Source organism: Morganella sp. Je.2.23, assembly GCF_051129855.1.
Lineage (GTDB): Bacteria > Pseudomonadota > Gammaproteobacteria > Enterobacterales > Enterobacteriaceae > Morganella > Morganella sibonii.
Window position 1 is genome coordinate 1,535,929 of sequence record NZ_JBCPSQ010000001.1, and the last position, 12,275, is coordinate 1,548,203.

Annotated in this window: 14 protein-coding genes; 5 read left to right on the top strand and 9 right to left on the bottom strand. The window is 47.6% G+C overall.

From position 1 onward, the window contains the following. Window positions 1-113: 113 nt before the first annotated feature. Window positions 114-323: a transcription antiterminator/RNA stability regulator CspE gene (gene cspE / locus AAZR23_RS07410; RefSeq protein ID WP_004239901.1), complete on the bottom strand. Its 210-nt coding sequence runs from the start codon at window positions 321-323 to the stop codon at window positions 114-116. Between the two features lie 479 nt (window positions 324-802). Between cspE and pagP the strand changes: the two genes are divergently transcribed. Beyond that, the gene (gene pagP / locus AAZR23_RS07415) at window positions 803-1,408 is read left to right on the top strand and encodes a lipid IV(A) palmitoyltransferase PagP (protein ID WP_046893284.1); all 606 of its coding nucleotides are present in this window, start codon (window positions 803-805) and stop codon (window positions 1,406-1,408) included. A 62-nt stretch (window positions 1,409-1,470) separates the two neighbouring features. Here pagP and AAZR23_RS07420 read toward each other — a convergent pair whose 3' ends face one another. Together AAZR23_RS07420 and AAZR23_RS07425 are read right to left on the bottom strand one after the other, a co-directional pair. Next, complete coding sequence (locus AAZR23_RS07420) at window positions 1,471-2,871, bottom strand: amino acid permease (protein WP_107678867.1); 1,401 nt, start codon at window positions 2,869-2,871, stop codon at window positions 1,471-1,473. 139 nt (window positions 2,872-3,010) lie between these two features. Beyond that, window positions 3,011-3,157 carry a PhoP/PhoQ regulator MgrB gene (locus AAZR23_RS07425; RefSeq protein ID WP_025154858.1) on the bottom strand — a complete coding sequence of 49 codons (147 nt, stop codon included), beginning with the start codon at window positions 3,155-3,157 and terminating at the stop codon, window positions 3,011-3,013. A 206-nt stretch (window positions 3,158-3,363) separates the two neighbouring features. Between AAZR23_RS07425 and AAZR23_RS07430 the strand changes: the two genes are divergently transcribed. From AAZR23_RS07430 to brnQ, 3 genes are all read left to right on the top strand, one after another. After that, the gene (locus AAZR23_RS07430) at window positions 3,364-3,747 is read left to right on the top strand and encodes a helix-turn-helix domain-containing protein (protein WP_046893286.1); all 384 of its coding nucleotides are present in this window, start codon (window positions 3,364-3,366) and stop codon (window positions 3,745-3,747) included. A gap of 134 nt (window positions 3,748-3,881) precedes the next feature. Next, window positions 3,882-4,688 (top strand): sugar-phosphatase, encoded by an 807-nt coding sequence (gene yidA / locus AAZR23_RS07435; RefSeq protein ID WP_218426244.1) that lies wholly within the window; start codon window positions 3,882-3,884, stop codon window positions 4,686-4,688. A gap of 157 nt (window positions 4,689-4,845) precedes the next feature. Further along, window positions 4,846-6,168: a branched-chain amino acid transport system II carrier protein gene (gene brnQ / locus AAZR23_RS07440; RefSeq protein ID WP_218426245.1), complete on the top strand. Its 1,323-nt coding sequence runs from the start codon at window positions 4,846-4,848 to the stop codon at window positions 6,166-6,168. Between the two features lie 72 nt (window positions 6,169-6,240). Here brnQ and AAZR23_RS07445 read toward each other — a convergent pair whose 3' ends face one another. The 4 genes from AAZR23_RS07445 to AAZR23_RS07460 all read right to left on the bottom strand — a co-directional run bounded on the left by AAZR23_RS07445 (window position 6,241) and on the right by AAZR23_RS07460 (window position 10,303). Further along, window positions 6,241-6,927 (bottom strand): ankyrin repeat domain-containing protein, encoded by a 687-nt coding sequence (locus AAZR23_RS07445; RefSeq protein ID WP_434691583.1) that lies wholly within the window; start codon window positions 6,925-6,927, stop codon window positions 6,241-6,243. A gap of 82 nt (window positions 6,928-7,009) precedes the next feature. Continuing rightward, on the bottom strand, window positions 7,010-7,843 hold the full coding sequence (locus tag AAZR23_RS07450) for an N-acetylmuramoyl-L-alanine amidase (protein ID WP_218426247.1): 834 nt from the start codon (window positions 7,841-7,843) through the stop codon (window positions 7,010-7,012). Window positions 7,844-8,034: 191 nt separating this feature from the next. Further along, entirely contained in the window at window positions 8,035-8,685 is a 651-nt protein-coding gene (locus AAZR23_RS07455; protein WP_046893291.1) for a CatB-related O-acetyltransferase, read from the bottom strand. A gap of 163 nt (window positions 8,686-8,848) precedes the next feature. Next, complete coding sequence (locus AAZR23_RS07460) at window positions 8,849-10,303, bottom strand: alanine/glycine:cation symporter family protein (protein WP_046893292.1); 1,455 nt, start codon at window positions 10,301-10,303, stop codon at window positions 8,849-8,851. Window positions 10,304-11,373: 1,070 nt separating this feature from the next. Here AAZR23_RS07460 and AAZR23_RS07465 point away from each other — a divergent pair. After that, window positions 11,374-11,550 (top strand): GhoT/OrtT family toxin, encoded by a 177-nt coding sequence (locus tag AAZR23_RS07465; protein WP_071243230.1) that lies wholly within the window; start codon window positions 11,374-11,376, stop codon window positions 11,548-11,550. Window positions 11,551-11,556: 6 nt separating this feature from the next. On the opposite strand, the gene AAZR23_RS07470 is transcribed toward AAZR23_RS07465, so the two are convergent. Then, entirely contained in the window at window positions 11,557-11,745 is a 189-nt protein-coding gene (locus tag AAZR23_RS07470; protein WP_166708090.1) for a hypothetical protein, read from the bottom strand. A gap of 152 nt (window positions 11,746-11,897) precedes the next feature. Then, a complete protein-coding gene (locus AAZR23_RS07475) occupies window positions 11,898-12,098 on the bottom strand; it encodes a hypothetical protein (RefSeq protein WP_004235196.1) in 201 nt (66 codons plus the stop codon). Window positions 12,099-12,275 lie beyond the last annotated feature (177 nt).

The window sequence follows — 12,275 nt, forward strand, 5'->3', positions numbered from 1 at the left end:
CACAGGGTCTGAATTTGCGTCAGTGATATACACTCGTTATTAAACGGCTATCAGGCTGTCGCGTTAACCACGCTGGTAAAACCAACTATCAGAGGCAGTGCTGCCGGAGATAATTATGCTTTAGTGACGTTGGCAGCAGCTGGGCCTTTAGGACCATCCTGCACTTCAAATTCAACTTGTTGGCCTTCAGCAAGTGTTTTGAAACCATCGGTCATGATTGCAGAGAAGTGAACGAACACGTCTTTGCTGCCATCAGCTGGAGTGATGAAACCAAAACCTTTTGATTCGTTAAACCACTTAACAGTGCCTTTAAGTTTAGCCATTGATAAAATTCCTATCCTACAAATTTGCCGATAACCGGCGATATACAAACTAGTCGTTACTGCTTAAAAAACAGAAGCGTACCTCGTTTACCCATTTGAGTTATCACATAGGACAGGTCGGAAATCAAGCGATTTTTTCAGCGGGAAGATCTGGTGCACATATTTAGAAATATTAATAACATGTTCCGATAAATTTATACGCAAAATTGATAACCGCTTGTGTTTAAACATATAAAGAAATTACAACTTTGTTCTTTTCCTGCAAGAACGATAAGCTGTCTTGCTTCATTATTTCCATACTAAGAATCTGCTTATTACCACTCTTCATTGATATTTTGTTTAGATTTAAGCCGTATCAGCAGTATAAAAACAATATGAAATCTATGTTATTATAATTGTTATCTATTAATTCGAATTCTTTGTTATGAGCAGAATAATCGTTTTAGGATAAATGATTATCGTCACACCAGGAGTTATTCATGAAGCTTTCTTTAAGCACGGCCGGCGCCCTGACGCTTACCTCCCTGCTGATGGTTTCACAGCCCGCAGCAGCGCAGGAACAGGACACACAAAAAAATGACAGCGTCACCAATGATGCGGCAACTTCAGAAGGACTCTGGGGCACATTTAAACGCAATGTCACCAATGTCTGGCAATCAGACCAGTACGATCTCTATGTCCCGTTCTGGACCTGGCATAACCGTCTGACCTACGACAAAGAAAAAACCGATACCTACAATGAAAAGCCGTGGGGAGCCGGGTTCGGCAAATCCTACTATGATGAGGATAACGACTGGCACAGTCTGTACGCCATGGCATTTAAGGATTCACACAACAAATGGGAACCTATCGTCGGTTACGGATTCCAGAAGATGTGGATGCCGCAGGGGCAGGATGGCTTCAAAGCCGGTGTCGGCTTTACGATTGGTGTGACCGCGCGGGATGATTATCACTATATTCCGATCCCGGTACCGCTGCCGCTGGCTTCCGTGGAATATAACCGTCTGGCGATTCAGGCGACCTATATTCCCGGTACCTACAATAACGGTAACGTCCTGTTTATGTGGGCCCGCTGGCAGTTTTAAGTCTTGCTGAACATAAAAAAACCGGGGATTTTCCCCGGTTTTTTTATTGTCTGAAAGAATGATTAGGCTTTCGCTGCACGGCGGCGCTCATAATAACGATATGTCAGCCACAGGAAAGCAATCCAGAACGGCAGGAGGATCACAGAAATCCGCAAACCGTCCATCAGCGCAATCAGCACCAGGATAAAGGCCAGGAATGCAAGACAGATATAGTTGCCCCACGGATACCACAGCGCCTTAAAGAACGGCTCCACGCCCTCTTTCATCTTCGCCTGACGGAATTTCAGGTTAGAGATACAAATCATAATCCAGTTAATCACCAGTGTGGTGACTACCAGCGACATCAGCAGGGAGAACGCCTCTTTCGGCAGGAGGTAGTTGATCAGTATCCCCGCAGAGGTGACCAGGCCGGACAGAATAATCGAGTTAACCGGTACACCACGCGGGCTGATACGTTGCAGGAATGAAGGCGCATTTCCCTGACGTGCCAGGCTGTAGAGCATCCGGCTGTTACTGTAAACACCGCTGTTGTATACAGAGAGTGCAGCGGTCAGTACCACCACGTTCAGCACATGGGCAATCCACAGATTGATATTCCCCTGTAACGAATCCGCCGCACCAAAGGTATGGCCGATTTCACGGAAGATCAGCACAAACGGGCTGACGTTCTCGACAATTTTTGTCCACGGATAGAGTGAGAGGATAACGGTAATAGAGCCGATATAGAAAATCAGGATACGATAAACCACCTGATTAATGGCTTTCGGAATACTGTAGCGCGGGTTTTCCGCTTCTGCTGCCGCCAGACCGACCAGTTCAAGGCCGCCGAAGGAGAACATGATGATTGCCATCGCGAAGATCAGGCCACCCCAGCCGTGCGGCATAAACCCGCCGAACTCCCAGAGGTTACTGACTGACGCCTGCGGGCCGCCGCTACCGCTGATCAGCAGATAAGCACCAAAGGCAATCATACCGAGAATGGCCACCACTTTGATCATGGCAAACCAGAATTCAGTTTCCCCGTAAACCTTAACATTCACCAGGTTTATCAGGTTTATCAGCACAAAGAAAACAGCGGCAGAAATCCAGGTCGGGACGTCCCACCAGAATTTAATATACTCACCGACTGCGGTCAGTTCGGCCATACCGACCAGAACAAACATCGCCCAGTAGTTCCAGCCGGATAAGAAACCGGCAAAACCACACCAGTATTTATGCGCAAAGTGGCTGAATGACCCGGTAACCGGCTCTTCCGCCACCATTTCGCCAAGCTGGCGCATGATCAGAAATGCAATAAACCCGGCAACTGCATAGCCGAGCAGGACAGAAGGCCCCGCCATCTGAATCGTTGTTGCTGTTCCCAGAAACAGCCCCGTCCCCACAGCACCACCCAATGCGATAAGCTGTATGTGTCTGTTTTTTAAACCGCGCTTGAGCGTCTGCTCCTGCTGTACTTCTGACATTATATCCTCTGTAACGGCTATATTATTATTCTGCGTTGTGCATCGCTGCATCCTGAAAAGTTTAAGGCCGTTATTAAAACATCATTTTGCTGCCTTGAATACCGTTAGCAACAAGATAATCAGAGGGAAAAGGCAAAACTCAGCCCTTGTCTGACGGAATAAATTTCGTAATCTCACAGATTCCCAGCATAAAATCCTCGCGCTGATCACAATACTTATCGAGGGCCGCGATATAAAAAAACACACCGGCGACAATCAGCAGCAGGATAATTATGATTTTTTTCATGTTTTGCCTATTTTCATCTGATTTATACCTGTTTAAAAGAGTTCGTTACATTCGGGTACCGGCACATACTTTAGCGGATAGAGGGTGCTGTTTCACAAAAAAATTCATTTCATCAGCAGGAAGCGCATAAACAGATAACACCCTGTTTTGTCATAATGAAATAAACTTGTATACTTGGAAAACCCTGAAACTGAGTCGAAATCGTCATGCCGCAAGATAATCACGTCGCACTTGTGTGCGCTCTTAGTAAATGGATAGAAAACCACACGGGTCGTGTTATCCACCTCGAAGAACTGGCTGCCTATTCCGGGTACTCGCTCTGGCATATGCAGAAGATCTTCAAAGAAGTTGCCGGCATCTCTCTCGGCAAGTACATTCGCCAGCGTCGTCTGGCCGGTGCTGTTAACGCCCTGCGCCAGAGTGAACAGACTATCTTTGATATTGCCCTTGATTTCGGTTTCGGGTCGCAATCTCATTTTACCTATATGTTTCGCAAAGAATATAACATCACCCCCTACGACTACCGCCAGAATCCTGATATCACCCTGGATATCAAAGAGCCGTGGCATTTCAGTCATGACTGTAACTAAGGCAACTTAAACAATTAATAACAGAACTATATTTAGCCATATGATTTCAACTATCATATTCAGCATTCAGATCGGCAGGGCAAATCCCTGCCGCAGTACAATCAGTGGTGCATTCCGCTGTTTCAGGAGCCAGCATGTCTGTAAAACTTATCGCCATTGACCTCGATGGCACCCTGCTTAATGCTCACCATCAGATTACCCCCGCAGTCAGTGCTGCTGTTACCCGCGCAAAAGAAAAAGGTCTGCATATCATCCTGACATCCGGCCGCCCGTTTAACGGCATTCTGCCCTATCTGAGGGAACTCGGGCTGGATAAAGCAGATCATTACTGCATCAGCAATAACGGCGCGGTTATTCACGACGCTGAAACCGGCGAACCGGTGATTGAAACACTGATGGATTTTGAGGATTACCGCTATTTTGAGGCACTGGCCCGCGATATAAACGTCCATTTCCATGTACTGAGTAATGGTGAGATGTTTACCACCAACCGCGATATCAGCCACTACACCCTGATGGATGCTTACCTGACTCGGACACCACTGCACTACTGCCCGCTGGCGGAAATGGACAGCGAAATGCAGTTCAGCAAATTTATGATGGTTGATAACCCTGTACGTCTGAATGAAGCAGCCGGTTATATCCCGCAGGTTTCGTTTGACAGTTACAATATTCTGCGGACAGCACCGCATTTTGTGGAGATTTCTGCAAAAAGTGCCACCAAAGGCCGGGCCGTGGCGCTAATTACCGAAAAACTGGGGCTGACACCGGACAAAGTCATGTGTATCGGCGATCAGAACAATGATATTTCTATGCTGGAGTACGCTGGTGTGGGTGTTGCCATGGGCAATGCGGCTGACCACATTAAGCAAAAAGCCGGATTTGTGACGACCTCTAATGATGAAGATGGTGTGGCTGCTGCCATAGAAAAGTTTGTGTGACCGGGATTATATTTTTTCAAATTCCCCTAATTAATGAATTTGTCCCGTTTACTCTTTTGAGTCTTTCAATCAACCTGCATTTTGTTACTATTTTAACTGTTTCATTTAAAAAATAACTAAATCACAGTATTTAATTTTAACATGTACAGGTTGTTTTATGTTTTCAACAAAAGACATGCTCGTTCTCGGGATGATGGTTTTTGCACTTTTCCTGGGTGCGGGCAACATAATTTTTCCGCCGATGGCGGGCTATCACTCAGGGACTGACTGGTTCAGTGCCTCCCTCGGATTTATCGTCACCGGTGTGGTTCTGCCGTTTATCACCCTGATTACCGTTGCGGCCAAAGGCCGTGGTGAGCGGTTGTCAGTTGACTTGCCGCGCTGGGTTTCAGTGACATTCTGGGTGGCACTCTATCTGATCCTCGGTTCGACTTTCGCCATGCCGCGTGTGACCAATACCGCGTATGAGCTGGGTTTTCTGCCGCTCGGTCTGGTTGAGAAAAGCACGGCCAGCCATCTGATTTTTGCCTTTGTCTTTAACTTCGTTTCCATGTTCTTTATGCTCAAACAGGGAACGATGATCAGTGCTATCGGTAAGTTCATGACCCCGGCACTGCTGTTTCTCCTGGTCGCAGTGGGGATCGCTGTGGTGCGCACGCCACTTTCCCCGATCAATGAACCGATCAATCAGTATGTGGATTTTGCCTTCTTCTCCGGCATTGTTGATGGTTATCAGACCATGGATGTGCTGTCCGCAATGGCCTTCGGCGGCATTGTTGCCCGTGCACTGGCATCACGCGGGATCACCTCGCCGCAGGAAGTGGTGATCATTACCATCAAAGCCGGGCTGATTGCTGTCGGCCTGCTGGCTGCACTCTACATCTGCCTGTTCTATCTGGGCGCAACCAGTGACATGGTGTCACAAACCGCCACCAACGGCGGACAGATTTTCTCCCGCTATGTCGATGTCCTTTACGGCGCGCTCGGCACCTGGCTGATGTGCGGCATTGTGCTGCTCGCCAGTATGACCACCTTTGTCGGTGTAACCAGTGCCTGTGCGGATTTCTTCGCGACATTCAACCGCCGCCTGGATTACCGCTTCTGGGTGGTGGTATCCACACTGCTGACCACCATCGTGTCCACCTTCGGCCTCGATACTCTGCTGCGCGTCACCATCCCGGTACTGCTGCTGATCTACCCGACCACCGTTGCACTGGTCTTTCTGCAGTTTGCCCGCCGTAAAATGCGTAATCCGCGCTTTACCTACGGTTTCACTGTCGCGGTACTGGTTGTGATGAGTGCTTTCGACACACTGAATAATATCGGCCTGCTCAGTGAGAACGTCCTGGATGTGTTACACCGGATGCCGCTGTTTAAGGAAGGGATCGGCTGGTTACTGCCGGGCGTGATTGCCTTTATCATCTCTTTCGTTGCCGGCAATATGAAACCGGCAAAAATGCAGCCGGATACGGCCGCATGATATAAAAAGCCCGGTTCGCTGACCGGGCTTTTTTTTCGTTATTTATTATGCCGTTATTTATTACGTTACTGTTTAGTGTGCCGCTGCCCGTTCCAGAATAGCGGCCAGATTACGGTAGCCATGACGTTTTGCCAGAGTCAGTGGTGAATCTCCGGCAGCATCCGGCAGATTAACATCTGCACCGCCCTCAATCAGCAACGTGACAATATCCGCATATTTCTGACTGCCGTCACCGAGAATGATCGCTTCAATCAGCGCGGTCCAGCCAAGATTATTAACATGATTAACATTCACTCCTGCATCAATCAGTGTCTTCACTGTTTTGACATGACCGCGCTCTGATGCGGGGATCAGCGCAGTACCGCCATAACGGTTCGTGCTTTTCAGATCGGCCCCGTGACTGAGTGTCATTTCCAGAATATCCTGTGATCCGCGTGCACCGGCATATAAATACGGCGTGTCCATAATAGCATCTGCGGCATTCACATCAGCACCCTGTTCTATCAGATAGCGGGCCACCTCGGTGCGGTTACCGTGTACTGCTGCCATCAGCGGTGTGCGCAGGCGGTTATCACGCTGCTCAATATCGCCGCCCTGTCTGATTAACTGCTGAACCGTATTAAGATCACCCTTTTCCGCTGCGGTAACCAGATCAGGCCGGTCTGTTTTTGTCATACCTGTTGCCATTGTTATCAGTGAGAAAAAAATAATACCGGATAGCCCGATCAGCCTGCCGGCACTCAGAATGCGTTTTTTCATTCTGCCACTCCTGTTGTGCTGATCCTGTGAATACTCATACCATAACAAAACAGCATGATTTTTCACCTGACAGATAACAGGGTTATTGTGCGCCGTATTTTTTCAGAAGGGCTTTCACCAGAGCCAGTGTTTCCGCGTCCGCCTCACCGTTTACTTTATGAGAGCGGAAATGCATCTGGAATGCTTTGATAACATTGCGGGTTTTACCATCCATTTTGCCGGTTACGGTGATTTCATAGCCATATTTTTTCAGTGCCTGCTGTAACTCTCCGGCATTGATTTTATCCGACGGGTGCCGGTTTCCGAGAAAATGTTTTACATCAGACGCGTCCGGCCAGGCGCCGATCCCGCGTTTCGCCAGATATTCCCACGGGAACATCGGCCCCGGGTCCAGTTTACGCTGCGGTGCAATATCACTGTGTCCCACCACATTTTGCGGTGCAATGTTATGCCGCGCGATCACATCCTGTGCCAGTTTTACAATCAGGTCTATCTGGGCTGTCTGATACGGCACCCAGCGCTGCCCGACAGACATTTTCACTGTACCGGGATTAACAATCTCCACGCCGACTGAGCTTTTATTCAGGCTGCTTTCACCGCGCCAGTAACTCTTTCCGGCATGCCACGCTTCACTGCCTTCCGGCACCAGCTGCAATACCACCGGCTTACCGTCACGCACCGCCGGTATTGTCGGCACCAGATACTGAACACTCACCCCGCCGGCGGTCAGCACCCGCAGCGATGCCTCATCATTCAGCGCGGTATAATGAAAAACCAGATAATTATTCGGTTTGGATAACCACGGCTCTTTGATATTCCGCTGATCGACAATAAATTCACCATGATCAATATACCGGCTCTGATTACTGCATCCTGTCAGTATCAGTGCACACACCAGACACACGCTACGCCACATCTTTCTTTATCCTGTACAATTTTATCCGGCACTGTGCCGGTACAGCCCCTTTCCGGGAAATATCACGACCGTATTATTCATAACGAACATTATGTCACAGCAGTATATTATGACGACTTCATTGCGGTAGTGCTATGCTCTGAAAACGCACGATAAAAAATACCCGCCGCGGCGGGTATTCAATCATCTATTTACGGCTGAGTGCTGTTTTGTGCCCTGTCATACTGTTCTGATGCCGCTTTCAGCCCGGCCAGATCTGCGGAGCAAATCAGCGGTCTCAGCGCATCAAACTTCGCCTGCGGCCAGTCATAGAGGGACAGCGACAGTAATTCCGTGACAGTGTTTTCATCAAACCGGCTGCGGATAACGGCAGCCGGATTACCGCCGGCAATCGCATATGGCGGCACATCGCGGACAACCACACTGTTTGCCGCAATCACCGCGCCCTCACCAATAGTCACGCCAGGCATAATCATCGCCCGCATGCCTATCCAGGCACCGTCACCAATCCGGGTATCCCCTTTGCCGATATAAGCCTCATCAATAATATCCGGAAACGGATACAGGCTGAACCAGTCATGGCGGTGTGTATGATTACCGCCCATCAGGATCACGGCTTCTGCACCGATACAGACATAATCCCCGATATACAACTCATCGACTTTCCAGCTGAGCTGCCAGTCACGGCTTATTTCATCGCCCTGTAAATAACGGACAACGGAGGCTTCAAACCCTTTATCCCAGCAGTCGCTGTAATAGCTGTGAGTGCCTTTGATATGAATATTCGGATTTGTGACCGTTTCATGCAACCGTTCACAAACGGACCAATGTTTTTGTTTCATGGTAAATCTCATTATTGATGAATAGTTACCACAGAACGCTGCTCTGTGGTGATGTACCCGCGTTCAAAGCACATCACACCGGGTTATCCTCGCCCGTTTCAGCCGGGGATTATCCATTATTCTCTCCCATACAGAAAAACACCCGCAAAAGCGGGTGTCGTCGTCAGTTAACCTTTTGTTCAACCAGCGGTTCCGGTGTTTCTTCCCAGATGCCGTCTTCAACCTGTTTACGAATTTCAGGATAAAGGTTGATATCAAACTGCGGTAATTTTCCCGTTTTGCGCTGTTGGTTATAATCTTTCGCCAGCTTAAATGCAACGCCGGACAACAACAGGATAGCAATCAGGTTTGTCACCGCCATCAGTCCCATCGAGAAATCAGCCATTTTCCAGACCAGCGGCATTTCTGATAATGCCCCGAACATCACCATACCCAGTGAAGCCAGGCGCAGGACAAACAGCCCTTTGGTGTGTTTGTGCTCGAGGAACACCATATTGCTTTCCGCATAGGCGTAATTGGCAATAATGGAGGTAAACGCAAAGAAGAAGATAGCCACGGCCACAAAGACAGAACCCCAGCTGCCGACAACCGAACTCAGCGCCAGTTGCGTGATCTCGATACCGTTGATATCGCCCGGCGGATTATCCAGCACACCGGAGGAGAGAATAATCATCGCGGTAGCGCTGCAGATAACCAGTGTGTCCATAAAGACCCCCAGCATCTGCACATACCCCTGAGAAACAGGATGCGGCGGAAATGGTGCCGCAGACGCTGCAGCGTTCGGGGCGGAGCCCATGCCTGCCTCATTCGAGAACAAACCACGCTGTACGCCGTTAATCATGGCCTGTGCCACACCATAACCGACAGCACCGGAAACCGCCTCCTGTAATCCGAAAGCACTTTTGATAATCAGCATAAAAATTTCCGGCAGGCGTTCTGCATAATGCCCCATCACCCAGAAGGCGAGAATGAGATACGCAACCGCCATCACCGGTACTACCAGCTCTGCCACCCGGGCAATGGAGCGCAGGCCGCCGAAAATGATCACACCACAGATAACCACCAGACCGGCACCGACATAACCGGCATCCGCGCCAAAGGCCATTTTGGACGCCTGAGCAATCGAGTTTGCCTGAACGGCATTAAAGACCAGTCCGAATGCGATAATCAGGAAGATTGAGAACAGCACGCCCATCCAGCGGGCTTTCAGTCCGCGTTCCATATAATACGCCGGACCACCGCGATAATTCCCCTGATCGTCACGGGTTTTATAAAGCTGGGCAAGCGTACTTTCAATAAAGGATGTCGCCATACCGATCAGCGCGACAACCCACATCCAGAAGATAGCGCCGGGACCACCCGCGGTCAGGGCGATCGCCACCCCGGTCAGGTTCCCGGTCCCCACCCGTGCAGCCAGACTTGTACACAGTGCCTGAAACGGGGAAATGCCGGATTTATCCGATTTCTTACTGTGCTTTAGCACGCTGAACATGTGTCCGAAGTGACGGAATTGGATAAATCCGGTACGAAATGTGAAGTACAGTCCGATACCCAGTAATAAATAGATGAGCAGGTGGTTCCAGAGTAGTCCGTTTAATGTATTAATTATATCGGTCAAAGTTATACCTCTTATATTGCTGTGCTGATTTGCGGCGAACAAGCCCCTTAACGAATGACAGGTAATATCCGTATTGTCATATCTGACGGTAATTGTTTAAAAAAAAGACACCTCTTATTAAGAATCAGCCCGACTTTACCATAAGAAATATTTCTCTGTATATTTTTTTATTCCTTTTTTTTTCACTCTATTAATTAACGTTAATTTTTCGCATTAATACAACGATTAATCCGAACGATTACTTCAATAATCAACTATCAAAAATAAACAAAAAATCACTTTAACTACAATTACTTATGATAGTCGTTACTTTATCTCCTATTAGTTTATTTATACTTTCAATTTACCACCACATTTTATTATCCCGCCATAAATTAAAACACATGATTGAATAAAAAATAAAATTTATTCATTAATTACTGGTTAAATTAACGAAAAAGAATAATGTTCATCATCCTGGAAATAAAAATAAATAATAAAAACGGTTAAATGCAATATAAACATTCCGGTTACCCGTAATAAAATAACGTATTTAATAACCGGGAGCGACCCTCTGCCGCAGCCTCCCGCCGGTCAGATACTGCTGCCCATCGCAGGCAGAGCCTGATTCCGCGCCAAACTTTGCTCTGCGACACACTCCGGTGAAAAAAAGCTTTCGCAGCTGACCGGTTTCCGCTAACATAGCGTTATATAATCTGTTATATACCGGATTGTATACATTGCTCTTAATATTTTTTTGCCGGTCAGCTGACCGGCAATTTTTTTGTCTGCCCTGTCTGATTGCAATCTGTGAAAATGTGATCCCGCCTGATATTTAGCATAAAGGCAGGAATAACAGTGTGGTAATTTTGTTATTAATCATTATTATCAGAACAGATAATCGTGCATTTCTTCGTTATTTTTTCTTTCTTTTTGCTCCCTTCCGGGAGCATTTTCTTATCCGCCGGGTAAAAAAACACAGCTGCCGGCACGGAAAATCGCAGAAATTCCGGTGCCGGCAGCAGATCCGTCATGATTTATCGCCGCGGGTAAGGTACACTAGCCGCATCAGTTTAACTAATGTAACCGTTATGTCCTCTGCACAAATTTTACTGACTATCTACGCGACAGGTGGTCTTTTTTCATTCATTCTGACTTTTTTTCTGACAAAAGATCCGAATCCGTTTTTCCGCCTGCTCAGTTGCCTGCTGATAGCACTCACCTGGCCGATGTCACTGCCGGTGGTGATTTTATTCTCGCTGTTCTGACTGCGTTCAGAGCCATACTATTCCCGCAGTCACCACAAGACACAAAAATATCAGCCGCCCCCATGTCAGAGAACTGCCGTGCTGCTGCCACAGTACATTTATTTCAGGCGCCAGTGCATAACCGCGCTGACAAATACGACGGCGGATACGGCGGGTAAGGAAAACACGGAACGAACCGGATTGTGGTGATTTCATACATACCTCTGCTGAGAAAGAGAACGTATGTGAAACCTGATACTCCCGGAAGATAATTATTATGCGGACATTATAAAAGAGAACCGCAACCACAAAAAGGGAGAGATTATGCGGCTGAGTTCTCCTTTATTCAGAATCAGGGCTGGTAACCATCAATCCAGTGCATTGATAGCTTTTTCATAGATGACATTCATAAAATCATCGTTCTGCTGTTCCCAATATATTTCCAGCATCACCTGAATGGCTTCTTTGGTGACAGGCTCACCGCTTTTGCATAAAAGGACAGCGGCTCTGCCGATTGCCTGGCAAATTTCGCCATAAACATATGCGTCGCTAACTCGTTCTGAAATCATATTTATGCCTATTTATTTTTAATATAACTACTGCCGTTCTGTCTTTGCGTATGGCATCCCGGCATTGCTGTTGACTGCACCCCGGTAAGAATTGTCTAAAATTCCCTGTGATTTATTATCGTCACATTGCGTTTAATGTTCAAAGAAAAACATATTATTCCGGAGAATATTTTCAGG